Source organism: Heyndrickxia coagulans 36D1, assembly GCF_000169195.2.
GTDB lineage: Bacteria > Bacillota > Bacilli > Bacillales > Bacillaceae_C > Weizmannia > Weizmannia faecalis.
This window is the reverse complement of record NC_016023.1, coordinates 1,562,855-1,587,280: the sequence shown is the minus strand read 5'-3', so window position 1 is coordinate 1,587,280 and position 24,426 is coordinate 1,562,855. Positions and strand designations below refer to the sequence as shown.

The following is a 24,426-nucleotide window of genomic DNA, read 5'->3' as shown; positions in this document are numbered from 1 at the left end:
TACTGGGTCCCGCAGGCTGTTCATGCTTGCGGCAGAAAGTGAAGCCTTTCTGATGGTGCAGAATATAATCAAGTCTGTAGCGAAGATGTTCCCGTCATTAACGATTCCTCACCTCAAACACTCTCGCTTTTTTGTCAAGTTTGTAACAGTTTATTAGCTTGTGTACCATTTTATGCAAGAAACTGCTTTTTTTACGGGAAGCAGGCGGAAAACATAAAAAAAGGACAGAGGTTTTCTGTCCTGTTTACAGCGCGGGCTGTGTTTTAATGACTTTTCTGGCTGGTTGATGTTTTTTCAGAAGACTGGCTTTGCTTAGACTGGCTGCTATCAGATGAAACTTCCGGCGTTTTGACGTCGCTGACCGTTTTATTGAAGTAGCCTTCCGGATTGACCGCTACATCATCTTTGCGGATTTCAAAATGAAGATGCGTCCCGGCTGCTTTGTTCAGCTCGCTCCGGCCGGCTTTTGCGATCGTTTGTCCTTGCTTAACCGTATCGCCTTCTTTCACCGCAATGTCTTTTACCGATTGGTATTCGGTCGTCACACCTTTGTCATGTTCGACTTCAATGACATTGCCCAAAACAGCGTCTTCCTGCACTTTTGTAACAGTGCCGCCCATTGCAGCGACAACGTCAAATGTTTTGCCATTTTTCATCGTAATGTCGACTCCCTGGTTCGGCTGGTACGTGTTGCCGTATACAACGAGTGCGGCTTCCTGGTCCTTGACGGAAGCATTCGCATCGTAAAACTTCTTCTCAATCGTGGCCAGTTCAGGTTTTTGTACCGGCATTCTGAAGTTTTCTACCGCTTTGTTTACTTCGATTGCTTCATTGCCGGATCCTTTCTGGCTGATGGATACATCGTTTTTAAATTTTTCTTTTGCCGAATGGGTTCCAAGCGACTGATACCAAATAATCCCTGTAATCAACAGCACCGCGCTTACTAAATAGATTGCCGGATAGACCCAGCGTTTTTTGAAGAAATTTTTTATGTTCTTTGGTTGAGAAGGCCGTTTCTTTTCTTCCTCTCTCATTTATCATCACCTCAGCAACCATTCTGAACATTTCTTCATTTGTTTATACATCAAGTTTAAAAAATTTTTGTCTCGAAAGGGGTTATTTTTTTGCTAGGGCGCCGGCTCCGGCAATTTGGCTGAATGGCTGAACCGTGACGCCTTGATAATAATACGCCACAATCGCTTTATAATCTTTCCCTTCCTGTGCCATGCCGTTTGCCCCGTACTGGCTCATGCCGACGCCGTGCCCGTATCCTTTCGTTGTAATTTCAATTTCATTTCCTTTTCTTTCCCATGTAAAATCTGAAGAAGGCAGCCCCAGCTTTTCCCTCACCTGCCTGCCGGTGAAAACTTTGCCGGCAATTTTGATTTTCGCCACTCTTTTTCCTTCTGTCCTGGATAAGACGGTTCCCGTATCATTCGCTTGCATCCGGACCCCGAGTTTTTGTTCAAACGCCGTGGCGGGGATGGATGTGACTTTCTTGAATTTAGGCGAGTTTTGATCCCACGGGCTTTTCACGCTTTTTAAATAGGGTACGGCACTGGACCAGTAATCGCCGGCATTTTCTGTGTAGCCGTTGCTGGTGGAAAAAAACGCTGCATCGATCGGCTTGTTATGGTAAGTGATAATTTCGCCTTCTGTTGCAGCGACCGCTTTGTTGATTTTCTCCATTTTTTCCTGATACGCTTTCCCCCAAACGTTTTTCAGTTCATCCCGGCTCAAATATACCTGGTCGTTGACCGTATCTGTCACATTGGCATTATCCGGCAAATCCCTGTTTCCGCCATTTAACATCCGGTTGACGATGAAAGTGCGGGCAGTCAGTGCCTGGGCTTTTAATGCCTCAAGTTTAAACGTTGCAGGCATTTCAGCTGCGACCACGCCTGCAACATAGTCTTCCATTGGCACGCGGTCAACCTTTTTCTCCATGCTTCTGTATACGGATACCTGGACGGATGCCGCTTTTTTCTCCTCCTTTGCCGGTTTTTTTTCATGCAATTTTCCGCTCACCTTGTCGTTGTGGAACGGAAGGACGACGAGGGCCGGAATAAGGAAGGAAAAGGCGAGTACGAGGATCGCTGCGACTACAACAGGTTTGATTGGTTTCATGCTGACGCCTCCATATGGTCGAAGTGGTGAAAAGCCTATACTCCAATTTATGGGACGGGACAAGCATTTATGATTAAAAATGCATGCTAGAACGTTGTGGGGGACAAGCACGGGGCAAGCATTTGCCGGCACTGAAAAAAAAGCCACCGAACCGTCCGGCGCGCTTATGGGCAAAGGAGGAGAGATGCACATCGGAAAAGTTGCGGGGCGCACGCTTGGGGCAGGAGAGAACGCACTGGCCGGCGTTTCAGCATAAACTGTTCAACAACTATATGAAAAATCAGGACCTATACGTTTGAAACCGGCCCGTTTTGTCCATAATGGGAACAGCGGCAGAAAAATGGCGAAAAAAAAAACCCTGCACATGGGGAATATGTACAGAGGTTTTTATACAAACTAGAGATTGGCGTCAGCAAGCAACTGATCTTGTTTTGCCGGCGCAACTTCCGCTTCATCGTCGACCCTTTCAATGTTGGCCCCAAGTGCAGCCAGTTTTAAATGAAAGTTCAAATAGCCGCGATCCAGATGTTTTAATTCGGTCACCCGGGTGATGCCTTTTGCCGCCAGCCCGGCAATAATTAAAGCGGCGGCTGCCCGCAGGTCTGTTGCGGCAACTTCAGCCCCCTGCAAATTGCACGGCCCGTTCACAATAACCGAACGCCCTTCTATTTTTAAATCCGCATTCATGCGCCGGAATTCTTCCACATGCATGAATCGGTTTTCAAATACCGTTTCCGTAATCACGCTCGTGCCTTCAGCACACAAAAGGAGCGCCATCATTTGCGACTGCATATCGGTCGGAAATCCCGGATAAGGCATTGTCTTGATGTCTACTGCCTTTAATGTTTCCGGGCCGATAACCCGGACGCCGTTCTCTTCTTCAATGATGGTTACACCCATTTCCTCCAGTTTTGCAATTAAGGAAGAAATATGCTCAGGTACCGCACCTTTTACCAACACATTTCCCTTTGTAATCGCAGCAGCAACCATAAATGTCCCTGCTTCAATTCTGTCCGGTATGATGGTATGATCAGCAGCATGCAGCTTCTCCACACCTTCGATCTTGATGGTTCCCGTGCCGGCACCTTTTACATTCGCGCCCATTTCATTCAGGAAATTGGCAAGATCCACAATTTCAGGTTCTTTTGCACAGTTTTCAATGACCGTTTGTCCGTCAGCCAGCGATGCGGCCATCATAATATTCTGGGTTGCGCCGACGCTTGGAAAATCCATATATATTTTCGCGCCATGCAAGCGGCCGGATACCGACGCTTCAATAAAGCCGTTTCCCACATCTACTTTGGCGCCCATTGCTTCAAATCCTTTTAAGTGCAAGTCAATAGGGCGGGATCCGATGGCGCAGCCTCCCGGTAATGCGACCCTTGCTTTCCCGGTTCTTGCCAGTAACGGCCCCAGCACTAAAAAAGATGCCCTCATTTTGCGTACATATTCAAAAGGCGTTTCAATTGATAACTCCCTTGATGCATCTACAGTGATTTCATTCTCCAGAAACGTAACTTCAGCATTCAGGTGGCGCAGCACTTCACTGATTGTAAATACATCGGAGAGTTGTGGTACATCACGTATGATGCTTTTTCCTTCACTTGCCAATAACGATGCAGCGATCACAGGCAATACGGCATTCTTTGCGCCTTCCACTTGAACGGCGCCCTGAAGCCTGTTTCCGCCGCGGACGATGATCTTTTCCAAGAGTATTCCCCTCCGCGTCCATATTCTCTATATTAATATTCAATCGTAATGATGGGTGTGCCAATTACGACCGTTGTCTTACCGCTCAAACCGCTGTTTCGCAAACCGATTTGCACATTCATTTTCCGGTTTTTGGCATGGATATTTTCAGAAAACTTAGGCGAGTATCCGGAAACTGCATAAAAGTTCTTTTCTTCCATTGTTTCAGTTTCTTTCGCATCAAGACGTTTCAGCAGTTGTTCTTTTTTTTCATGTAACAAAACACGATCCATTTTATCACTGAATTCGCCTTTGATACAAGAGAAAACCATGGGCTTTTTCGTAAAAAGCGCTCGAGTGCGGGCAGATACCAGTTGATTGACTTTACGCATTTGCGCGCGGTCCCATCCTTTGCCATTCACTTCATAAATGATATACGAACCGTTTTCAGCATTTGATAGGGTCGACATAAATTTTACGGTTTCGACATAATGGCTTTTTTCCAGCTTGCCCGTGAGCACCTTCACATGCCTGTCCGTTTTTACCGACCAGTGCATTTCAGGGAATGTATCCTGCAATGTCTGCACTTTTTCGGCCCATTCCGGTTCGGACGGCGCCCTCAGGGGTTCTCTTGTATATAAAGACCATTCAGTGACTTTGCCGTTTAATTTTGCAATGGACGCCTGAAATAACTGCAATTGATCCGTAAAATTGGCCGCATCTGTCTTATTCCCCATGAAAATAAGTGTCAAACCTACAATTGCCAAAACCGGATATACAAATCGGAATTTCATCTTTGCGCTCCCCTCTCTCTTATTAAAAGTGTTAACAAGAGAGACGGCAGAAATACCAGGTAAAAGTCGTCAAGTTTTGACACCCTATACACTAGTATAATGAATTTTGTCAAAAAAGCATACCTAAATTGTATGCAACAGATGATTTTTTGGAAACAGGAAAAATGAACCATTTTCCAGCCTCAAAAGAACCAATCAATTGGAATTTTGAAACAATGCTTGACGACACCCGTCATTGGAACAGGAAATGCAGGCGCTGCGCCCACAGCAAATAATCAAGGAAAAAATTGCTGACGCTGTATCCGATTGCGACAGAAAGGAAAATATACAAGAGCCTTGCCTGGACAATGTGGTTTTTCTTTATGATCTTTTCAATGTGGACGGCTTGGAGGATCCAAAACGTCATGCCAATAAAAAATAAATTCACAAGGATGCTGAGCACTGCCTGCGTTCCGAATTCGGCTGTCATCTGTCCTCATTCCCTTCCTGTTTTAGTCCGTTCAGGCGCCTGCCCGGTAAATCAGCCGCTTAAAGAAAAACACCTTCCGAAAAAGCAGAAGGTGCCGTTATTTTGATCATAAAATGACAATATGGAAAAGCGGTTATCTGGAAAAGTGGCGGTAGACATCAATCCGGTTCATCGCGCGTTTTAACGCAAGCTCTGCCCGTTTAAAATCAACATCATCCTGATGGGACTGATGCAATCTTTTTTCTGCGCGCTGCTTTGCTTCTTCCGCCCGCCGGATGTCTATCTGTTCGGGGGTTTCGGCAGCCTGCGCCAGAATGGTCACTTGATTGGACCGTGTTTCCAAAATGCCGCCGCTCACTGCAACCACTTTTTCCTGGTCGCCGTTTTTAAACCGGACAACGCCGATATCAAGCGGCGCAACAAGCGGAACATGCCCGTACAGGATGCCGATCTCGCCGCTTTTGGCCTTTGCAATAACCATTTCTACTTCCGCATTGTATACCGGGCCGTCCGGAGTGACAACACTGGCTTCAAATGTCCTCATTTTGCTTCCTCCCGGTCCCGTATTATACTTTTACACCCATGGCTTCCGCTTTTTTCACAGCATCCTCGATCGTGCCTACGAGGCGGAAAGCATCTTCAGGAAGATGGTCGTATTTCCCTTCAAGAATTTCTTTAAAGCCGCGGACGGTTTCCTTAACCGGCACATAAGATCCAGGCTGGCCTGTGAATTGTTCCGCAACGTGGAAGTTTTGCGACAGGAAGAACTGGATGCGCCGAGCCCGCGCAACAATCATTTTGTCATCTTCGCTCAGTTCGTCCATCCCGAGGATCGCGATAATGTCCTGAAGCTCGCGGTAACGTTGCAATGTTTGCTGTACCTGGCGGGCAACATTGTAATGCTCTTCCCCGACAATTTCAGGGGACAATGCCCTTGATGTCGAAGCGAGCGGATCCACAGCAGGATAAATCCCCATTTCCGACAAACGCCGTTCAAGGTTTGTCGTCGCATCGAGGTGGGCAAATGTTGTGGCCGGAGCCGGGTCAGTATAGTCGTCAGCAGGTACGTAAATCGCCTGAATGGAAGTAATGGAACCTTTATTGGTCGACGTAATCCGTTCCTGCAGCTGACCCATTTCGGTTGCAAGGGTCGGCTGGTAACCTACGGCTGACGGCATACGGCCGAGCAGCGCAGAAACTTCAGAACCTGCCTGTGTGAAACGGAAAATATTATCGATAAAGAGCAATACGTCCTGCCCTTGCTCATCACGGAAATATTCAGCCATCGTCAGCCCTGTTAAAGCGACACGCATCCGTGCGCCAGGCGGTTCGTTCATTTGTCCGAACACCATCGCTGTTTTGGCAATAACGCCGGAATCTTTCATTTCGTAGTAGAGGTCGTTCCCTTCACGTGTCCGTTCTCCTACGCCGGCGAATACGGAAATACCGCCGTGTTCCTGTGCAACGTTGTTAATCAGTTCCTGGATTAACACGGTTTTGCCAACGCCGGCACCGCCGAACAAGCCAATCTTCCCACCTTTGATGTAAGGCGCCAAAAGGTCAACGACTTTAATGCCGGTTTCAAGAATTTCAACCTGCGTGGATAATTGCTCGAAAGAAGGCGCCGGTTTTTGGATCGGGTCGCGTCGCACATTGCCTTTCAGTTCGCCGTCAAGGTCAATGACTTCCCCGAGGACATTAAATACACGGCCAAGGGTTGCTTCCCCTACCGGTACAGAGATCGGCGCACCTGTGTCCACCACTTCCATGCCGCGGCGGATGCCGTCTGTGGAAGCCATCGCAATCGTGCGGACGGCATCATCGCCCAGGTGTAATGCAACTTCCAGTGTGACATTGATATCCACTTCATTGGCATTTTTTGCTTTATAATTGATTTTTAATGCGTTATAAATATCAGGGAGCTGACCATTTTCAAACTTTACGTCAACTACCGGACCCATTACTTGCAGAACGTGTCCAATGCTCATACTGTTCCCTCCTAACTTGCTTGATGGCACATGCCCGTTCCGTTTCGACAAAAGAGCGGTTTGCCAAAACGGAAATTATTCCAGTGCAGCTGCTCCACCGACAATTTCCGTAATTTCCTGTGTGATGGATGCCTGGCGGGCACGGTTATATGTCAATGTCAACGAGTCGATTAATTCAGTTGCATTGTCCGTCGCATTTCTCATTGCAGTCATGCGTGCCGCGTGTTCACTTGCTTTGCTGTCCAGCAGTGCGCCGTAAATGAGGCTTTCTGCGTATTGCGGCAGCAAAACACTCAGGATTTCTTCTGCAGACGGTTCAAATTCATAGGAAATGAGCCGGTTTGTCGTCGTTACATCCGTAAGCGGCAGCAGCCTTTTTTCCGTCACATCCTGGCTAATGGCGCTGACAAAATGGTTGTAATACAAATACAACTCATCAAATGTCCCGTCTTCATACATCGCGACCGTTTTCTTTGTAATATTTTCGATATCCTGGAATGTCGGATGGTCAGACAGGCCGACAATCTGCAGCACAACATTCATCTTTAGACGCCTGAAAAATTCGTATCCTGTACGGCCGATAACAATAATCGCATATTCATCATCAGATTGATGGCGTTCCCGAATGGTCTGGGTTACAAGCCTTAAAACGTTGCTGTTAAAAGCGCCGGCCAGTCCGCGGTCAGATGTGATCACGAAATAACCGGTCCTTTTAACCGGGCGGGAAACAAGCATCGGATGCCGGACGCCGCCTGTCCCCTGGGAAATGCTGACCACTACATCCTGCATTTTCTCCATATAAGGGACAAATGATTTGGCGGACAATTCCGCACGGTTCAGTTTTGCAGCCGACACCATCTGCATGGCCTTCGTAATCTGGCTTGTTTTCTGCGTAGAGTTGATCCGGTTTTTTATATCGCGTAAGGATGCCACTTCACTTCACCACCCTTGTGAGTTAATCAGGATTCCAATCCCGGATTGAAATCCTTTGTCTTATCCGGCCCGTTTGCCCCGGGATGATGCTACAGTGAAAAAAGAACGCATGCTGCATAAGGGTAACGGGGTTCTCTGTCCAATTATTATTGCTGTTCAGATGCTACGAAGGTCTTTTTAAAAGCCTGAATAGCTTCTTTCATTTTTTCATCGTCAGGAAGATTTCCGGTTGTACGGATTTCTTCGAGCAGGGATGCCCGGTTCTGGTCCAGCCAGTCATAAAGTTCCGATTCAAAACGGAGAATGTCTTCTACTGGAATATCGTCCAGCAACCCTTTTGTTAATGCATACAGGATGCATACTTGTTTTTCCACTTTGATTGGCTTGTTCAGATCCTGCTTCAATACTTCAACCGTACGCTGCCCGCGTGCCAGTTTTGCCTGGGTGGCTTTATCCAGATCCGACCCGAATTGGGCAAATGACTCAAGTTCACGGTAAGAGGCCAGGTCAAGACGCAGTGTACCGGAAACTTTTTTCATTGCCTTGATTTGTGCGGCACCGCCGACGCGGGATACGGATAACCCTGCATTGATCGCCGGACGGACACCTGAGAAGAACAAGTCGGACTGCAGGAAGATCTGCCCGTCTGTAATCGAAATCACGTTTGTCGGAATGTAAGCCGAAATATCGCCGGCCTGTGTTTCAACGAACGGCAATGCAGTCAATGAACCTCCGCCTTTTGCATCGCTTAATTTGGCAGCACGTTCAAGCAGGCGGGAGTGCAAGTAGAATACATCGCCAGGATAGGCTTCACGGCCCGGCGGACGGCGCAACAGCAAGGAAAGTTCACGGTAAGCAACAGCCTGTTTGGATAAGTCATCATATACAACAAGCACGTGTTTTCCGTTGTGCATGAATTCTTCACCCATCGCAACACCGGCATACGGAGCCAGGTATTGAAGAGGCGCCGGTTGTGAAGCGGAAGCCGTTACCACAATCGTATAATCCAAAGCTCCGAATTTGCGAAGCGTTTCAACTGTACCGCGGACGGTCGATTCTTTCTGGCCGATCGCAACATAAATACAAATCATGTCCTGGTCTTTTTGGTTTATAATCGTATCAATCGCAATGGTCGTTTTACCGGTTTGGCGGTCGCCGATAATCAATTCCCGCTGTCCGCGGCCGATCGGCACAAGCGCATCGATCGCCTTAATCCCCGTTTGCAGCGGTTCGCTTACCGATTTCCGATCCATTACGCCAGGCGCTCTTGATTCAATCGGGCGGGTTTTCGTTGTGTTGATGGGTCCGAGCCCGTCAACCGGCTGGCCGAGCGGGTTGACGACACGACCGATCAGTTCCTCCCCGACCGGCACCTGCATGATCCGGCCTGTACGCCTTACTTCATCGCCTTCATGGATTTCGCGGTAAGGCCCGAGAATAATGATCCCGACATTACTTTCCTCAAGGTTCTGCGCAAGCCCCATGACGCCGTTGGAAAATTCCAGCAGTTCCCCGGCCATCGCCTGGTCAAGACCGTGTGCACGTGCAATCCCGTCACCGACTTCGATAACGGTACCGACATCGCTCACTTCAATTTCAGACTGGTAATTTTCAATCTGTTTTTTTATCAGCAAGCTGATTTCTTCAGCCTTAATGCTCATAAATCCAGCACCTCATTTCTCACTTAACTGATTAATGTTTTTTCAAGCCGTTCCAATTTTCCGCGCAAACTGCTGTCAAAAATAGAGTTTCCAATTCTGATTTTTAATCCGGCTAGCAGACCGTCATCCACGATATTCTCAATGTTTAAAGACAGCTTTCCGACTTTTTTGGCAAATACTTCGGATATCGCTTTGCTCTCGTCTGCAGAAAGCGGGCGGGCAGAGTAGACAAGTGCATCTGCAATGCCGCGTTCATCATTCACCCGTTCAATAAAAGCACGGCACACCCTAGGAATGAGCTCGTCCCTGTGCCGCTCAGTCAAGAGCAACAACAAATTCAAAGTGAAAGTGGATAATCCGGAAAAAATGTTTTTAAGGATTTCTTGTTTCTTTTCTATCGTCAATTTCGGAGATTTAAGGAGCTTTCGGAACGGTTCGTTTTCCTCAAAAACCTCTTTTACCGCCCGGACTTCTTTTTCGATCTCTTGAAGCTGCCCGTGCTCTTTTGCAAGCTCGAAAAGTGCCGAAGCGTACCGTTTTTCTACCGCCTCATTACTCATTTCATTTCTCCTGCCTCTTTAATAGAATCGAGTATGAATTTCTCGTGGTCTTTCTCGGAAATTTCTTTTTCAATCACTTTAGAGGCAATCATCACGGACAAGGATGCTACCTGTTCACGCAAAGCAGCAACAGCTTTTGCTTTTTCCTGTTCGATTTCAACTTTGGCTGCATCTTTCATGCGTTCTGCTTCCTGACGCGCTGTTGCAACGATATCATCATGCTGCACTTCTGCTTGTTTCCTTGCGTTTTCAATTAAATTCTGACCTTCAACGCGTGCTTCTTTCAGCAACTTGCGCTGTTCTTCCAAAAGCTTGGCTGCTTCTTCGCGGTTTTTTTCCGCCGTTTCAATTTCTTTTGCAATATGTTCCTCACGTTTCCTCATCATTTCGACAAGAGGACCGTAAGCAAATTTTTTCAATAGCAGAAGCAACACAACAAAGATGATGGCCTGGAATAAAATATCGCCTGTGTTGAGCTTCCCTAGCACAAATCCGAGTACTAAATCAGTCTGGGACACCCGGGTTCACTCCCTTCCACACGTTCTTAAAACATTCTTTCGCACCCTTTACCAAAAAAGAAGCAAAATGGTTCAAAGAAGATGGCCTTGAACCGCTCAAAACAAAAGCCACAACGATTCTTGGCTAAATCATAAAGGAAAGGCGAAGGTTTCTTAGAATCCGCTTCGCCGTCAACATTTTCCTTATCTTCCCAGTGCAATAAATGCGATAACAACCGCAATGATAGGAAGAGCTTCAACTAAGCCGATGCCGATAAACATTGTTGTCTGCAAAAGGCCGCGTGCTTCTGGCTGCCTTGCAATCCCTTCAACTGTACGACCGACAATAAGGCCGTTACCAATACCGGCGCCCAATGCTGCCAAACCAACTGCGATTGCTGCTGCAAGAATACCCAAACTCATGATAAGATTTCCTCCTTTGGAATATATAAATAGGTGATTTTTCAAAAATATAGAAATGGTTATTCCTCATGGGCAATCCTATGAGAAATATAAACCATTGTTAACATGGTAAAGATATATGCCTGGATCGTGCCGACAAAAATAGAAAATCCTTGCCATACAAGGGTCGGAATAATTGCTCCGATTGTCCCCCAAATGTTTGTATGCATCGCCAAAGTGCCCGCAAGCAGCGACAGCAACACTTCGCCGGCATAAATATTCCCATAAAGCCGGAGCCCTAATGTTAATGTGTTGGCAAACTGTTCGATCAGGTTAATCGGGACCAGAAACCATAACGGTTCAGCATAGCTTTTCAGATATCCGCCAAACCCCCTCTTTTTGACACCGTAAAAGTGGGACAGGCCCATGACCAGAACAGCCAGCGTAAGGGTAACAACCGGGTCGGAAGTAGGTGACTTCCACCAGGAATAATGGTCATAAACAACCATAAACGGCAATCCAAGCATATTGGAAACAAAGATATACATGATCAGTGTTAGACCCAGAATGTGAAAGACGCCGCCGGTTTTCCAGTCCATATTGCTTTTAATGATCCCTCTTACAAAATCCATGACCCATTCCATAAAATTCTGCATGCCTGTAGGTTTCAACGCCAACTTTCTTGTTGAGATGACCGCAATGATGAACACGATCAATGATGAGACAGTAATCATCATGACGTTGGACAGGTTAAAATACAACCCCATGAATTCAACTATCGGTTGCTTATGTTCCACCGAAACTCACCTCACTTTACTTTTTTCTTTGTTGAAGCAAACCTACAAAAAAATCTATCATAATGACCAGATAAGATGTCATTACGCCAATCACTACAGCTAAAAGATGAAACAAATCCGGAAAACGGAGCGCCACCGCCACCGCGAGGACAGCAGTCGCCATTCTCATCCCGGTACCGAGCGAGACCCTTTTTTTGCCTGAGGAAACATCGGTAACCGCCAATGTTTTCTTCACCATAAGCCATAAGTTAAAGAGGCTAACAGCTGTGCCAAGCAAAAGCCCGAGGAAAACAGAGCGGCAACCGGGAAACATCGCCCCCGTCAAATAAAGGCACAAAAGAATCACCAAATACTTGCGCAGCCTTTTGTAGATACGTAGAAGTTCCGGCATGCCTTAAACACTCCTGACAAGGGACGCCGATCAATTGCAGCACAGCAGGAAAGCGGTATGTCACTTCACCTGGCAAATCGCAACATTCTTAACCAAAACTTACAATTTGTTAAGGTTACGAGTAGCCTGCAGCTCCGGCTTTACTGGTTTTTCAGATTTCCGGCATATAAAATAGTAGAATCCCAACCATATGAAAACCTTCTCATTATGTACACTTTTTTAGCATACAATAGCGCTTATCCAATGTCAATAGGAGTTTCCTTGATATAGTCATTAGAACTTGTTTTTTCGAGAAAAGGTCATCCCGCCTCCCGAAATAGGAAGGAAACGCCTGCACTGGCGTAAGCTTGCGCCCTTTTTCCAATCGTTTACATACCTGGCATTCATCTATATACCGAAAACATACCGTTATTATAGACCCTTTTTATTTTTTTACCAGCCTGTTTCTGCAGGGTTAACAAAATTGTAAAACACGAAGCGCATCCATACATTTTATTTTGTTCCAAACAGGCGGTCCCCCGCATCTCCGAGGCCCGGCACAATGTACCCTTGCTCATTCAGCTTCTCATCAAGGGCTGCTGTATAAATATCAACGTCCGGATGGGCTCTCTGTACGGCTTTCACACCCTCAGGGGATGCAATCAGGCACATGAATTTAATGTTTTTTGCGCCTCGCTGTTTTAAAGACTGGATCGCATCCACGGCAGAACCGCCTGTAGCCAGCATCGGATCGACAATAATAAAATCGCGTTCCTCTACATCGCTTGGAAGTTTTATGTAATATTCAACCGGCGTCAGTGTCTTCGGATCGCGGTACAGGCCGACATGTCCGACTTTTGCAGCCGGGATCAGTTTCCGCACGCCGTCGACCATGCCCAGGCCCGCACGCAGGATCGGGACAATGCCGATTTTTTTGCCGGATAAAATTTTTGATTTTGCCTTGCAGACCGGCGTTTCAATTTCAATTTCTTCAAGCGGCATATCGCGGGTAATTTCAAATGCCATCAAAGTCGATACTTCGTCGACAAGTTCGCGGAATTCTTTTGTCCCCGTATGTTTATCGCGGATATACGTCAACTTGTGCTGGATCAGCGGGTGGTCAATGACATGAAGTGTGCTCAAATGAATTCTCTCCTTTAAAGGTTGGTATCAGGTTCGGCAAATGCTTACCCCAACCATTTTACACGAAAAAAGCGCCCAATCTCAAGGAAAGCCAAAAGAAAATCCTGAGGCCGGGCGAAAGGATCCAGCCCCGCGTTTTACGGGGCCATCCTGCTCAATTTTTTTGCCGGTTCTGACTCGAATTTGTTTTTATGCCACATTGGAAGCGGACCAGCCATCCGTCCGGAAAAAGCGGGATAAAACCCCTGCTTAGTTTTGGCCGGCGTACAGCGGAAAGCGTTCCGTAAGATGCTTGACGCGTCCTGCCGCTTCTTTTAAGACTGCTTCGTTATCCGGATTTTTCAATGCCGATCCGATAATGGATGCCACCTCATCCATTTCTTCAAGGCCGAATCCCCTTGTTGTGACTGCGGGTGTGCCGATTCTGAGACCGCTTGTCACAAACGGGCTTTCCGGGTCATACGGAATCGTATTTTTATTGGCCGTAATGCCGATATCATCGAGCACTTTCTCCGCATCCTTCCCGGTAATGCCGAAAGAGCGCAAATCAACGAGAATAAGATGATTATCCGTCCCGCCGGATACAAGGTCAAATCCCTCTTTTTGGAGCCCTTCCGCCAGCCGTTTTGCGTTATCCACCACTTTTTGCGAATAGATTTTGAACCCGTCTGTAAGCGCCTCTCCAAAAGCGACGGCTTTAGCCGCAATCACATGCATAAGCGGGCCGCCCTGGATCCCCGGGAAAATCGATTTGTCCACTTTCTTTGCAAATTCCGCTTTGCATAAAATCATGCCGCCGCGCGGTCCCCGCAATGTTTTATGCGTTGTGGTCGTCACAAAATCCGCATACGGCACAGGGTTCGGATGTAACCCGCAAGCCACAAGCCCTGCAATATGCGCCATATCCACCATTAAATAGGCGCCGACTTCATCCGCAATTTCCTTGAACTTTTTAAAATCAATCGTGCGGGGGTATGCACTTGCACCGGCAACAATCAGTTTCGGCTTATGTACGCGCGCTTTTTCCAATACATCTTCATAATCAATATGCTGCGTTTCCTTATCCACACCGTATTCCACAAAATGGTACTGCATGCCGCTGAAATTGACCGGGCTGCCATGTGTCAAATGCCCGCCGTGGGACAAATTCATGCCAAGCACCGTATCGCCGTGCTCCAGAATGGTGAAATAAACCGCCATATTGGCCTGTGCGCCAGAATGCGGCTGGACATTGACATGTTCGGCACCAAAAAGCTGTTTTGCCCGCTCCCGCGCAAGGTCTTCCACAATATCCACATATTCGCATCCGCCGTAATAACGGTGCCCCGGATAGCCTTCCGCGTATTTGTTGGTCAGAACGGAGCCTTGTGCTTCCATCACCGCTTCGCTGACAAAATTTTCGCTGGCAATGAGTTCAATCTTGTTTCTTTGCCGGTTCAATTCCTGCCGGATCGCCTCGTAAACTTCCTTGTCTTGATTTGCAATATGGCTCAATTCGGTACCCCCTCAAGATTGTTTTCATATTCTTTTTTATTTTACCATAATGCTTTGCAAAATTTGTCCATTTTTTTGACAGGAAGAAAAAAAACATGCCCCGCATACAACATGCAGGGCAGTATAGGGGTCCTTATTCCGGCTGTTCTTTTTCGTAAACCGCCCGCACGCCGCCGATCAGTTTCGGCCGCGTTTTGGCAAATGTAACATGGGCTTTTCCCAGCTCTTTTTCGGAAACCCTTACAGGTACGGCAACATGCTTTAAGTGCATGCCGATCAATGTATCCCCGATGTCGATGCCCGCGTCAGCCCGGATATATTCGACGACAACGGGATCTTCCATGTGAGCGTATGCATACGCAGCCATCGCGCCGCCCGCCTTCCGAACAGGCACGACCGTCACTTCTTCCCACCCCTTTTCATCGGCGAGCGAACGGTCAACCACAAGCGCCCGGTTCAGGTGTTCGCAGCATTGAAATGCCGGTTGGAATCCGAACTGGCGTGCAAACTTCTGTACACTGTCATAAATAATGGCGGCGACATCCATTGCCCCTGCTGTCCCGATTTTTTTCCCGGTTACTTCGGATGTCGAGCAGCCAACAACAAAAACCTGTCCTTTTTTCATTGGCACCTGCCGGAAAAATTCATCCAGCATGCGGTCCAACTGTTCTTCCAAACGTGCCGAATCTGATTGCAACAAAAACACCTCTGTTATTTTTGTTCATACTGCGCGATTTTCTCAATCCTGCGCGCATGGCGGCCGCCTTCAAACGGCGTTCCGAGCCATTCTTTTACAATTTCACAGGCCAGCCCCGGCCCGATGACCCGCTCTCCCATGGCGAGGACATTGCTGTCATTATGGGCCCTTGTAGCCTTCGCGCTGAAGACATCATGCACAAGCGCGCAACGGATACCCTTTACTTTATTGGCGGAAATACACATCCCGATTCCGGTGCCGCAAATAAGGATCGCACGGTCAAATTCCCCTTTTGCCACCTTTTCCGCAACCGGAAGCGCGTAATCCGGATAATCAACCGATCCTTCACAATCGCATCCGAAATCTTCGTAGGCAACACCCAGATCCTGAAGCAAACCCGCAATTTCCTGTTTAAGATGCTTACCGCCGTGGTCTGAAGCCAATGCCACTTTCATGTTCTTCCCCCTCCTTCATGCTTCTGATTCTATTGTGGCACAGAACGGCGAAAAAGAAAATAAAGCGTCTTAGAGCCAGGTTCCATGGCTGTTAAAATTTCCGGCCCGTTTAAAACGTCCATCGTCCCCGGAAAAATGCCAGGCATACGGCCACATGTTTCCGCATCTCCTCTTGTCTTGCGGGATTTCCCGGCACAAAACCAGAATTGCCACGCTTCTTCCAGCCAAAACCGGTGCTCCCCGTCCAAAACCAGGCGGGCGAAAAACTCACCGGATATGAAAGCGGCGGGTGCTCCCTTTTAATTTCTCCGCATCCTGCTCGAGCTGCGCGATAAGCCTTTCAATCAATTCCATGTTCTGCGCCTGCTCATTTGTAATCGCGGTGACTTCTTTTGCCCCGGCAGAAGTCTGTTCGGTAATGGCCGCCACTTCCTGCGACTGGCTCGAAGCTTCGTGAATCGCATCCATTTGGTTCTTGGCCATACCGGCAATTTGATCAACTGCCCCCGCAACCAAATGGATTGATTCCGTCATTCTGTCCATCGCTTCATTGGCCTTTTGTCCTCTGTGCACTTCTTCATTGGCTTTTTGAACTTGTACAGCCATTTGTTCGACAACCCGTGTACCTTCCTGCTCAATGTGCTGGATCATCCCGGTAATACCCTGAACGGCCTGGGCACTTTCATCCGCAAGCTTCCGGACCTCATTTGCGACCACCGCAAACCCGCGCCCGTATTCCCCGGCGCGTGCCGCTTCAATAGAAGCATTCAACGCCAGCAAATTGGTTTGTGCCGCGACTTCACCGACAAAAGAAATGATCCCCTCCACTTTCTTCGTTTCTTCCGCAAGATCCCGAACGGCTTCCAGCGAGATGGTATTTTCTTTTGCCAGATTTTCAACACCTGATATAAGCGAGTCCATTGTCTCTTTGCTCGTCTTTAATTCGCTCAGCATGTGATCAGAAGATTTTTTGCAAGTATCCGCTTTCCCGCGGACTTCGGATGCAAGCTGATAGGTTTTTTCAACGAGGTCAGCCGCAGATTGGGTGGCAGCCGCGGATTGCTCGGCGCCAAGTGAAATCTCTTCCACCGTCTTGTTTACATGTTCCGCCTGGCCCGCAGCCAGTGCCGTTTTCTCCGATATTTCCGACACACTTTCTTTGGTGCGTTCCACATTTTCATCAATTTGTTCAACCGTCTCCCGCAAATTGGAAAGCAAAGAATTGAAAGCCGCTGCGAGCGACTCGATTTCATCGCCCGATTTCGGCACGGGGACTTCATCTCTTAAATCCCCGCGGCTCGCTTTAAGGGCTGCATCTTCTAACTTGCGCATCGGGCCTGCAATCAGGAATGAACCGAAAAAGCTTAAAATCCCGGACCAGATAATCCCTAATGCAAGTGTAATGACAATAAACCACGGCAGCTTTATCCAGTCGGAAAAAAACGGATAAATAAGATAAATGAAAAGACCGCTTGCCGAATATGTAATAAAAGACAGCCCGGTTACGAACAATACAATTTTCTTCGTTAAACTGAATCTATAGCTTCGCTTTTCCATCCGTCACACCCGCCCCTGGTTTCCCATTTTCCTGTTTTTAATCAAACGATTGATCAATGCATGCAATTGTTGATAAGTTTCTCTGTAAGCATCCAGGCTGCCGCCGTACGGATCCGGCACATCCCCGCTGCTTCCGGCATACTCCGCGATCGTAAACGTTTTATTGCGGGCATGCGGATACCGTGCTGCCACTGCCTGTTTGTGCCCGGACGTCATCGTAAGAATCACGTCAGCCCAACCCGCCAAATTCTCCGAAAGGTTCCGGGCGTGGTGGCGGAAATCGATTCCATTTTCTTTCAGTACTTCGTAGGTATGGACAGAAGCGTCTTCACCCTCGGGCGCAAAAAGGCCGGCTGATTCCACTTCAATGCCTGTCAGCTGTTTAGCTTTTAAAATGGCCTCCGCCATCGGGCTCCTGCATGTATTCCCGGTGCAAACAAAAAGGATATTCAAAGGCTGTCCTCCTATCCTGAACTTTTAAATCTACTATTATTATAGTAAAAAAGACCTTAATTACAAGGTCAATCTGTTGATAGATAAAAAAACGCCGGAAAATTGAAGCCGGCTTTTCTAAATAGAAAATAGCAATTTCAGTCCAAAAACAACGAGGATCGTTCCCCCGAGCACTTCGCCGTACACCCCGATCCAACCCTGGAATTTCCTGCCAATCAAAAGGCCGAGCCAGGTTAAAAATGTAGCAGCAACGCCGAAGCAAATCATAACAGCAACAGTCCGCACGCCGAAAATGCCAAGTGATAGCCCGGCAGAAAAACTGTCCAGGCTTACACTCAACGCAAACAGCATCGTTCCCCATCCGGACGGGCTGACAGCTTGCGCCCCCTCCTTTTTGAAGACCCATACAATCATCTGTATCCCCATAATCACGAGCAATATGCCACCAATATACTGGGCAAATAGGCCAAAAGTACGGGAGAGAAGATGGCCCGCAAAAATGCCGAGAACCGGCATCAACACATGAAAAATGCCGACCGTTAAACCTATGTAAAAGATTTGCCTCAGTCTGGGCTGCATCATGCCCACGCCGAGGCTTACCGAAAAAGCATCCATACCGAGCGCCAAAGCCATGATCGCCAAAGTTACCATTTCTGCGATGACTGCCATCTCTTTTTCCCCCTTTGGACGTGCCTACTCCAGCTTATGCACGTCCGGGGCGTTTTAGAAGCCGCAGATCATCCGAAACCGCCCGCGCACCCGATCCGCAATAAAACAGCACCAAGCGATAAGGGCAGTTTAAAAGCGTCCGGGTTACTGAACATCCTCTTCTTTTACATAACGATGCCCCGCTGCTTTCTCAAGCCGATTCATAATCGCCCGGCCGATGCCTTCACGCGGAAAAATTTCAGAAAATATCACATCCACTTTTTGCGCATTAAACGACCGAAGTGTATCATACAAGTGCTGGGCAACGGTCTCAAGGGATGCCCGCCTGCCACAAACTGCCACCACATCAGCACGGACGATACCGGACGTTTCTTCCGTCACAATCGCTCCTGTTACTTCCCCTTTTTTCCGGTGCGCATCGATCATTTGCTGCATAAAAGCTATGCTGCCATCCACAAGATAAACCGGCGCATCTGGCGCATAATGCGTATATTTCATGCCGGGTGCTTTCGGCCGGGCGCCAGCACCAGTTCCCTTAAGTCCCGGATCAAGCCTCACTTTTCCAATCCGTTCTTCGAGCTGTTCTTTCGTAACACCGCCCGGGCGCAAAATCACAGGCACTTCCGCTGTCACATCGAGCACGGTCGATTCCACTCCGACACCCGTTTCTCCGCCGTCCACAATGCCGGCAATTTTACCGGCAAGGTCTTCCCGGACATGGCGAGCTAATGTCGGGCTCGGCTTGCCGGACCGGTTGGCGCTCGGGGCGGCAATCGGCAGCCCGCTCATGCGAATAAGCGCCAGTGCAACCGGATGCCGGGGCATGCGGATCCCGACCGTGTCCAGCCCGGCCGTCACCTTTTCGGACAATGCCCCTTTCTTTACTTTTACAACGAGCGTAAGCGGGCCCGGCCAAAAAGCTTTCATCAGCACTTTCGCCGTTTCCGGTATTTCTTCCGCCAATTCTTCCAGCTGCTTTTCCTCCGCAATGTGGACAATCAGCGGATTATCGGATGGCCTTCCTTTTGCCTTGAAAATCTTATCCACCGCTTCATCGCTTGTTGCATCGGCTCCTAAACCGTATACCGTTTCAGTCGGAAAAGCGACTGTCTGCTTCTCTTTCAGTAACTGCGCTGCTTCTGCAAGTTGTGGATAAGCACCGGGATTCTCCACAGTTTTATCCACAACCCAGTATTTTGTTTCCATTCTTTTTCACCTTTCTCCATCCAATCATCGGTCCTGCCAGGATATTTATTTATCAAGTTTTCTCCCGGCAAGTATACAAAAGTTCGAAAAATGAAACAAGTATTATCCACAACTTGTGGATAATACTTCGCATTTTGTTGATAACCCGTCTTTGTTCCAGCCCGTTTGTCCGAGCTTTCCACAATCCGGGTGGAAAATGTTAAAACAGTTCTTTGATCACTTTCACAATCAGCAGCTTTTTCTCCACCTCGCCATCCTCTCCGGCGTAAACAGCGCTAGTGTGGTTTGCTGTTTCACCGACTGGCTGTTTCGTTTTGCGGTCTTGTGCCGCTGGTTGATTTTCATGCGGTTTCCGGTTCACTTTTTCAGCTGTCGCCGCTTCGGCAGGTTTTGTGCGGGCATTGGAAGTCGCAACCTTCTTTGTTTCCGATTTCTTTTCTTCACCCCTGCTGCTTGTTGCAACGCCGTTGGAAAAATCGAGAAAACAGAGGGGCGGATACAGGACGCACCACCAATTGGCGCCCTTGCCTTCCCCAAGCGTAATCAAAACCGCTTCATACTTCCCGGCCGGATATAAGTACTGGCCGTATAATTTTGTCGGAAAGGCGACCTTACCAAGTTCGGCTTTTACCGGTTCGTCCAGCTGTTCTTCCGCCATCACCCTTCTTGCAATGCTTTCAATTTCCGGCAAGTGGGAGCGGATGACTTTTTCCGCTTCTTTTTTGGAATTTAAGTGGCCTACCCATTTGGCGATGTTCGTATTTACTTCATCGCGGATTTTCCGTTTTACTGCCTGGTCTTCCGGCTTGTCACTGTTTGCCAGAATGCGCAGCCGGATCGCATCTTTCGGAATAACGATGGTTTCAGCCTCCACCGCTTTTTGTTTCGGTGCATATAAACTGATGATCGTTGCGATCGATAACATGAAGATATACAATGAAACCACTGTTTTTCTTTTCATTTTCTTCCCCCGTCCCTTCATATTCCCATTGTGGGCAGGAACAGGGGATTTTAAACTATGAATCTGAAAAAAAGCTAATTTTTTTCGCAAAACACCATCCGCTCATGGCCGTTGATATCGCGGACCACTTCCACAACGCTTTCCGGAAATGTATCCCGCAACAAGCAGGAAACGCGCTCCCCCTGGCCTGACCCGATTTCAAAACCGACGAGCGCCCGCTTGCTTAAAACAGACGGCAATGTTTCCATAAAGCGCCGGTAAAACGCAAGGCCGTCTTCTCCGCCAAACAGGGCCGTTTCAGGGTCATGGTCGCGCACCACAACGGATAACGAGCTCCGGTCCGTTTCCGGGATATACGGCGGATTGGATAAAACAATGTCCAATTTCTCGCCGTGTATAAACGGTTGGAGCAGATCTCCGTGCACAAACCGGATATCCGCATGCAGGGCTTCAGCGTTTTTTTCAGCTACGGCAAGCGCTTTTTCCGAAATATCGGAGGCGTACACCAAAAGCTCCGGCAACTCCAATTTAATTGTGGTCGCGATAATGCCGCTCCCTGTCCCGATATCTGCCAATTTAAGCCCTTTTGTTTCCCCGAAATGACGGCGGATCCGTCCGATTGCACCCTGCACTAGTTCTTCCGTTTCCGGGCGCGGAATGAGCACATCCCCGTTGACAAAAAATTTTCGTCCGTAAAAGGTTTCATAGCCCGTAATATGCTGGACCGGAACCCCTTTTGCATGGGCTTCTGCCGCTTGCCGGAACTTCGCCTCCACATCCGGAGGCAAAACCATCCGCAAGTTGGAAAGCAGGCGGGTGCGATCCATATCCAGAAAATGTCCGAGCAAGATCTCCCCGGCTTGCGCGTCGCGGCCGTTTTCCGTTAAAAAAGAAGAAGCCCACTGCAAGGCTTCATACACTTTTATGTTCCTATCCATCAGCCATTCACACTCTCCAGTTTTTTTGACTGGTCTTCAAGAATGAGGGCATCAATGATTTCATCGAGTTTGCCATCAAGCACCTGGTCAAGCTTTTGGATCGTTAACCCGATCCTATGGTCCGTCACACGGTTTTGCGGAAAATTGTACGTACGAATCCGCTCGGAACGATCCCCCGTTCCAACGGCAGATTTCCGGTTGGCGTCATATTCCGCCTGCGCTTCCTGCTGAAATTTATCATAAATGCGGGCACGCAGCACTTTCATCGCTTTTTCTTTATTTTTGATCTGCGATTTCTCATCTTGGCAAGACACGACAATCCCGGTCGGAATATGGGTCAGGCGCACAGCTGACATCGTCGTGTTGACGCTTTGCCCGCCCGGCCCGCTTGATGCAAATGTATCGACCCGGATATCTTTCTCATTGATATCCACTTCGACTTCCTCCGCTTCCGGCAAAACCGCAACCGTTGCCGTTGACGTATGGATACGCCCGCCCGATTCCGTTTCCGGCACACGCTGCACCCGGTGAGCCCCGTTTTCAAACTTCAATTTCGAATACGCACCCTTGCCGTTCACCATAAACACAATTTCTTTGTACCCGCCGATCCCCGTGACATTGGCTTCAATCACATCGATTTTCCAGCCTTGCGATTCGGCATAACGCATGTACATGCGGTACAGGTCGCCTGCAAACAACGCGGCCTCATCCCCGCCTGCTGCCCCGCGGATTTCCACAATTACGTTTTTTTCGTCATTCGGGTCTTTCGGCAGGAGCAAAATTTTCAGGCGCTCTTCATATTCCGGGATTTTTGACTCGAGCTCATGGATCTCTTCTTTCACCATGTCCTTCATTTCAGGATCGAGTTTTTCCGAAAGAAGCGACTTTGCATCCTGGAGCTGTTTTTGCACTTCTTTATATTCACGGTACACCTGCACGGTTTCCTGTAAATCCGACTGCTCCTTCGAATACTCCCGCAGTTTTTTCGGATCATTGACGATCTCAGGATCACTTAACAACTCGTTCAGCTTTTCGTACCGGTCTTCCACGGCCTGCAACCGATCGAACATCGAACCCCACCTCATTTCACAACGTATTCCCGTTCCGATAACAGCAAAATCCGCCCTCAGACATAACAAATTTATTATAGTATACGCACGGGGAAACTTAAAGCGGAACATGAAAACAGCTGCTGAAACGCCTTTTTCCGGGATGATTTCCTATTTCACGTCTATTCGGACATGAACGTTGTAGCGGGGCGCCACTTTCAAAAGCTGGCTGCGGATGTCCGCTGCTTTTTTCATTCTTTCCCTGTGGTTCAGCTGTTCCTCCGTGTGAACATTGACCCACATATCTTTCCCGTTCACATATACCGAATGGGGGACGGCGCTGTCCATCTTCCAAACCGCTTCCCGCACCCTTTCGATATCCGCATTTACAGCGGTTGCCCTGCCAGCATCCCCGTTTCTTTGCCCGGCCTTTTGCGTATCCGCCGTGCTTAACGGCCTCGTCTCAATACGATCCGGCGCAGCTTCACGGGTCCGGTTTTGGGCCGTACAACCTGCTAAGAGCAGCATGGCCAGGCAGAGGAAAATCAGCTGTTTTGCCATAAAAAAAACCTCCTTTTCCAGTAGGTTTCCCTTCGGACGGAGGTTTATTTACGGACCACGTGCCGTCACAGCGGCGGATGGTCGTGGCATTTGCGGCAAACAGGATAATACGTGTCATTCCCGCCGATCTGGATCTGGTCCCCTGTATACACCGGCTTCCCGTTCTCATCGACGCGCAAATTCATCGTCGCCTTCCGCTCGCAAAACCAGCAGATCGTTTTCATTTCTTCGATTTTATCCGCATACAAAAGCATGTATTTGCTGCCCTCAAAAAGTTCATTTTGAAAATCATTTTTAAGGCCAAACCCCATTACCGGGATATGCAAATCATCGACAATACGGGCAAGCTGCAGCACATGTCTTTTTTTCAAAAACTGGACTTCATCGATCAGGACGCAGTATGGCGGGGGATTGTACCCTTTCACCATTTCAAAAATATCCGTATCATCGTAGATCGGGATCGCCTTCCTGCGCAAACCGATTCTGCTTGAAATATAGCCTTCTTCATCGCGCGTATCGATACCCGATGTAAAGATAAGGACCGGTTTATTCTGTTCTTCATAGTTATGGGCAACTTTCAATATTTCAATCGATTTGCCGCTGTTCATTGCGCCGTATCTGAAAAATAGCTGTGCCATCGTTCCCGCTCCTTATTTCAACAAATATGGTTTTAGGATCAGAAAAATCCGTCCGGGCAAACCGGAATCCCATAAAAAAAACAGGCAAACGCATCGCCTGTTTTTCATGGATTCTTTTATTTAAGTCCGTATTTTTTATTAAAGCGATCAACACGTCCGTCAGCAGTCGCGAATTTTTGGCGTCCTGTATAGAATGGATGGCATTCGGAACATACTTCCACGCGCAGTTCATCTTTTACAGAACCACTTTCGAATTCGTTGCCGCACGCACATTTGACCATTACTTTTTTGTATTCTGGATGAATTCCTGGTTTCATG

Annotated in this window: 28 protein-coding genes; all 28 read right to left on the bottom strand. The window is 48.1% G+C overall.

Going from position 1 to position 24,426, the window contains the following annotated elements; all coding sequences use genetic code 11:
- Positions 1-263: 263 nt before the first annotated feature.
- The 28 genes from BCOA_RS24730 to rpmE all read right to left on the bottom strand — a co-directional run bounded on the left by BCOA_RS24730 (position 264) and on the right by rpmE (position 24,425).
- Positions 264-1,034, bottom strand: a complete 771-nt coding sequence (locus tag BCOA_RS24730) for a M23 family metallopeptidase (RefSeq protein WP_014096773.1) — start codon at positions 1,032-1,034, stop codon at positions 264-266.
- An 82-nt stretch (positions 1,035-1,116) separates the two neighbouring features.
- Positions 1,117-2,127, bottom strand: a complete 1,011-nt coding sequence (gene spoIID, locus BCOA_RS24725; RefSeq protein ID WP_014096772.1) for a stage II sporulation protein D — start codon at positions 2,125-2,127, stop codon at positions 1,117-1,119.
- A 396-nt stretch (positions 2,128-2,523) separates the two neighbouring features.
- Complete coding sequence (murA, locus tag BCOA_RS24715; RefSeq protein ID WP_014096771.1) at positions 2,524-3,837, bottom strand: UDP-N-acetylglucosamine 1-carboxyvinyltransferase; 1,314 nt, start codon at positions 3,835-3,837, stop codon at positions 2,524-2,526.
- 32 nt (positions 3,838-3,869) lie between these two features.
- Positions 3,870-4,610, bottom strand: coding sequence for a YwmB family TATA-box binding protein (locus BCOA_RS24710; protein WP_014096770.1), 741 nt, complete (start codon positions 4,608-4,610; stop codon positions 3,870-3,872).
- Positions 4,611-4,842: 232 nt separating this feature from the next.
- On the bottom strand, positions 4,843-5,079 hold the full coding sequence (locus BCOA_RS24705) for a DUF1146 family protein (RefSeq protein ID WP_014096769.1): 237 nt from the start codon (positions 5,077-5,079) through the stop codon (positions 4,843-4,845).
- A gap of 133 nt (positions 5,080-5,212) precedes the next feature.
- Positions 5,213-5,623 carry a F0F1 ATP synthase subunit epsilon gene (locus tag BCOA_RS24700; RefSeq protein WP_014096768.1) on the bottom strand — a complete coding sequence of 137 codons (411 nt, stop codon included), beginning with the start codon at positions 5,621-5,623 and terminating at the stop codon, positions 5,213-5,215.
- Between the two features lie 22 nt (positions 5,624-5,645).
- Positions 5,646-7,067, bottom strand: a complete 1,422-nt coding sequence (gene atpD / locus BCOA_RS24695) for a F0F1 ATP synthase subunit beta (protein ID WP_014096767.1) — start codon at positions 7,065-7,067, stop codon at positions 5,646-5,648.
- A 75-nt stretch (positions 7,068-7,142) separates the two neighbouring features.
- Complete coding sequence (atpG, locus tag BCOA_RS24690; RefSeq protein WP_014096766.1) at positions 7,143-8,000, bottom strand: ATP synthase F1 subunit gamma; 858 nt, start codon at positions 7,998-8,000, stop codon at positions 7,143-7,145.
- Positions 8,001-8,146: 146 nt separating this feature from the next.
- A complete protein-coding gene (gene atpA, locus BCOA_RS24685; protein ID WP_014096765.1) occupies positions 8,147-9,661 on the bottom strand; it encodes a F0F1 ATP synthase subunit alpha in 1,515 nt (504 codons plus the stop codon).
- Positions 9,662-9,684: 23 nt separating this feature from the next.
- Entirely contained in the window at positions 9,685-10,221 is a 537-nt protein-coding gene (locus BCOA_RS24680; RefSeq protein WP_014096764.1) for a F0F1 ATP synthase subunit delta, read from the bottom strand.
- Positions 10,218-10,739, bottom strand: coding sequence for a F0F1 ATP synthase subunit B (gene atpF, locus BCOA_RS24675; RefSeq protein ID WP_014096763.1), 522 nt, complete (start codon positions 10,737-10,739; stop codon positions 10,218-10,220). The genes BCOA_RS24680 and atpF overlap by 4 nt, the downstream gene beginning before the upstream one ends.
- 183 nt (positions 10,740-10,922) lie before the next feature.
- A complete protein-coding gene (atpE, locus tag BCOA_RS24670; protein ID WP_026104500.1) occupies positions 10,923-11,135 on the bottom strand; it encodes a F0F1 ATP synthase subunit C in 213 nt (70 codons plus the stop codon).
- A 65-nt stretch (positions 11,136-11,200) separates the two neighbouring features.
- Positions 11,201-11,917, bottom strand: coding sequence for a F0F1 ATP synthase subunit A (atpB, locus tag BCOA_RS24665; protein ID WP_014096761.1), 717 nt, complete (start codon positions 11,915-11,917; stop codon positions 11,201-11,203).
- A 16-nt stretch (positions 11,918-11,933) separates the two neighbouring features.
- Positions 11,934-12,308, bottom strand: a complete 375-nt coding sequence (locus tag BCOA_RS24660) for an ATP synthase subunit I (RefSeq protein WP_014096760.1) — start codon at positions 12,306-12,308, stop codon at positions 11,934-11,936.
- 492 nt (positions 12,309-12,800) lie between these two features.
- The gene (gene upp / locus BCOA_RS24650; RefSeq protein ID WP_014096758.1) at positions 12,801-13,430 is read right to left on the bottom strand and encodes a uracil phosphoribosyltransferase; all 630 of its coding nucleotides are present in this window, start codon (positions 13,428-13,430) and stop codon (positions 12,801-12,803) included.
- A gap of 249 nt (positions 13,431-13,679) precedes the next feature.
- The gene (glyA, locus tag BCOA_RS24640) at positions 13,680-14,924 is read right to left on the bottom strand and encodes a serine hydroxymethyltransferase (RefSeq protein WP_014096757.1); all 1,245 of its coding nucleotides are present in this window, start codon (positions 14,922-14,924) and stop codon (positions 13,680-13,682) included.
- Positions 14,925-15,057: 133 nt separating this feature from the next.
- The gene (locus BCOA_RS24635; RefSeq protein ID WP_014096756.1) at positions 15,058-15,621 is read right to left on the bottom strand and encodes a TIGR01440 family protein; all 564 of its coding nucleotides are present in this window, start codon (positions 15,619-15,621) and stop codon (positions 15,058-15,060) included.
- Positions 15,622-15,635: 14 nt separating this feature from the next.
- The gene (rpiB, locus tag BCOA_RS24630) at positions 15,636-16,076 is read right to left on the bottom strand and encodes a ribose 5-phosphate isomerase B (RefSeq protein WP_014096755.1); all 441 of its coding nucleotides are present in this window, start codon (positions 16,074-16,076) and stop codon (positions 15,636-15,638) included.
- Positions 16,077-16,343: 267 nt separating this feature from the next.
- Entirely contained in the window at positions 16,344-17,633 is a 1,290-nt protein-coding gene (locus BCOA_RS24620) for a methyl-accepting chemotaxis protein (protein ID WP_014096754.1), read from the bottom strand.
- A gap of 3 nt (positions 17,634-17,636) precedes the next feature.
- Complete coding sequence (locus BCOA_RS24615; RefSeq protein ID WP_014096753.1) at positions 17,637-18,086, bottom strand: low molecular weight protein arginine phosphatase; 450 nt, start codon at positions 18,084-18,086, stop codon at positions 17,637-17,639.
- A gap of 117 nt (positions 18,087-18,203) precedes the next feature.
- Entirely contained in the window at positions 18,204-18,755 is a 552-nt protein-coding gene (locus tag BCOA_RS24610; protein ID WP_014096752.1) for a manganese efflux pump MntP, read from the bottom strand.
- A 144-nt stretch (positions 18,756-18,899) separates the two neighbouring features.
- Positions 18,900-19,961, bottom strand: a complete 1,062-nt coding sequence (locus BCOA_RS24605; protein WP_014096751.1) for an L-threonylcarbamoyladenylate synthase — start codon at positions 19,959-19,961, stop codon at positions 18,900-18,902.
- A 199-nt stretch (positions 19,962-20,160) separates the two neighbouring features.
- Positions 20,161-20,922, bottom strand: a complete 762-nt coding sequence (gene spoIIR, locus BCOA_RS24600; protein ID WP_014096750.1) for a stage II sporulation protein R — start codon at positions 20,920-20,922, stop codon at positions 20,161-20,163.
- A 74-nt stretch (positions 20,923-20,996) separates the two neighbouring features.
- Positions 20,997-21,848, bottom strand: a complete 852-nt coding sequence (prmC, locus tag BCOA_RS24595) for a peptide chain release factor N(5)-glutamine methyltransferase (protein ID WP_026104501.1) — start codon at positions 21,846-21,848, stop codon at positions 20,997-20,999.
- Positions 21,849-21,859: 11 nt separating this feature from the next.
- Complete coding sequence (gene prfA, locus BCOA_RS24590; protein ID WP_014096748.1) at positions 21,860-22,930, bottom strand: peptide chain release factor 1; 1,071 nt, start codon at positions 22,928-22,930, stop codon at positions 21,860-21,862.
- Positions 22,931-23,080: 150 nt separating this feature from the next.
- Positions 23,081-23,470 carry a hypothetical protein gene (locus BCOA_RS24585; RefSeq protein WP_014096747.1) on the bottom strand — a complete coding sequence of 130 codons (390 nt, stop codon included), beginning with the start codon at positions 23,468-23,470 and terminating at the stop codon, positions 23,081-23,083.
- Between the two features lie 65 nt (positions 23,471-23,535).
- Positions 23,536-24,108 (bottom strand): thymidine kinase, encoded by a 573-nt coding sequence (locus BCOA_RS24580; RefSeq protein ID WP_014096746.1) that lies wholly within the window; start codon positions 24,106-24,108, stop codon positions 23,536-23,538.
- A gap of 116 nt (positions 24,109-24,224) precedes the next feature.
- Entirely contained in the window at positions 24,225-24,425 is a 201-nt protein-coding gene (rpmE, locus tag BCOA_RS24575) for a 50S ribosomal protein L31 (RefSeq protein ID WP_013860746.1), read from the bottom strand.
- Between the last annotated feature and the right edge of the window lies 1 nt (position 24,426).

Bases quoted from the DNA above. Each gene is read 5' to 3' on its own strand.
- BCOA_RS24660 (WP_014096760.1), bottom strand. From the start codon at position 12,308: ATGCCGGAACTTCTACGTATCTACAAAAGGCTGCGCAAGTATTTGGTG.
- BCOA_RS24620 (WP_014096754.1), bottom strand. From the start codon at position 17,633: ATGGAAAAGCGAAGCTATAGATTCAGTTTAACGAAGAAAATTGTATTG.
- spoIIR (WP_014096750.1), bottom strand. From the start codon at position 20,922: ATGAAAAGAAAAACAGTGGTTTCATTGTATATCTTCATGTTATCGATC.
- prfA (WP_014096748.1), bottom strand. From the start codon at position 22,930: ATGTTCGATCGGTTGCAGGCCGTGGAAGACCGGTACGAAAAGCTGAAC.
- atpD (WP_014096767.1), bottom strand. From the start codon at position 7,067: ATGAGCATTGGACACGTTCTGCAAGTAATGGGTCCGGTAGTTGACGTA.
- BCOA_RS24605 (WP_014096751.1), bottom strand. From the start codon at position 19,961: ATGGAAACAAAATACTGGGTTGTGGATAAAACTGTGGAGAATCCCGGT.
- BCOA_RS24700 (WP_014096768.1), bottom strand. From the start codon at position 5,623: ATGAGGACATTTGAAGCCAGTGTTGTCACTCCGGACGGCCCGGTATAC.
- rpmE (WP_013860746.1), bottom strand. From the start codon at position 24,425: ATGAAACCAGGAATTCATCCAGAATACAAAAAAGTAATGGTCAAATGT.
- BCOA_RS24730 (WP_014096773.1), bottom strand. From the start codon at position 1,034: ATGAGAGAGGAAGAAAAGAAACGGCCTTCTCAACCAAAGAACATAAAA.
- BCOA_RS24585 (WP_014096747.1), bottom strand. From the start codon at position 23,470: ATGGCAAAACAGCTGATTTTCCTCTGCCTGGCCATGCTGCTCTTAGCA.
- BCOA_RS24580 (WP_014096746.1), bottom strand. From the start codon at position 24,108: ATGGCACAGCTATTTTTCAGATACGGCGCAATGAACAGCGGCAAATCG.
- BCOA_RS24710 (WP_014096770.1), bottom strand. From the start codon at position 4,610: ATGAAATTCCGATTTGTATATCCGGTTTTGGCAATTGTAGGTTTGACA.
- BCOA_RS24680 (WP_014096764.1), bottom strand. From the start codon at position 10,221: ATGAGTAATGAGGCGGTAGAAAAACGGTACGCTTCGGCACTTTTCGAG.
- atpA (WP_014096765.1), bottom strand. From the start codon at position 9,661: ATGAGCATTAAGGCTGAAGAAATCAGCTTGCTGATAAAAAAACAGATT.
- BCOA_RS24610 (WP_014096752.1), bottom strand. From the start codon at position 18,755: ATGGCAGTCATCGCAGAAATGGTAACTTTGGCGATCATGGCTTTGGCG.
- BCOA_RS24705 (WP_014096769.1), bottom strand. From the start codon at position 5,079: ATGACAGCCGAATTCGGAACGCAGGCAGTGCTCAGCATCCTTGTGAAT.
- rpiB (WP_014096755.1), bottom strand. From the start codon at position 16,076: ATGAAAGTGGCATTGGCTTCAGACCACGGCGGTAAGCATCTTAAACAG.
- spoIID (WP_014096772.1), bottom strand. From the start codon at position 2,127: ATGAAACCAATCAAACCTGTTGTAGTCGCAGCGATCCTCGTACTCGCC.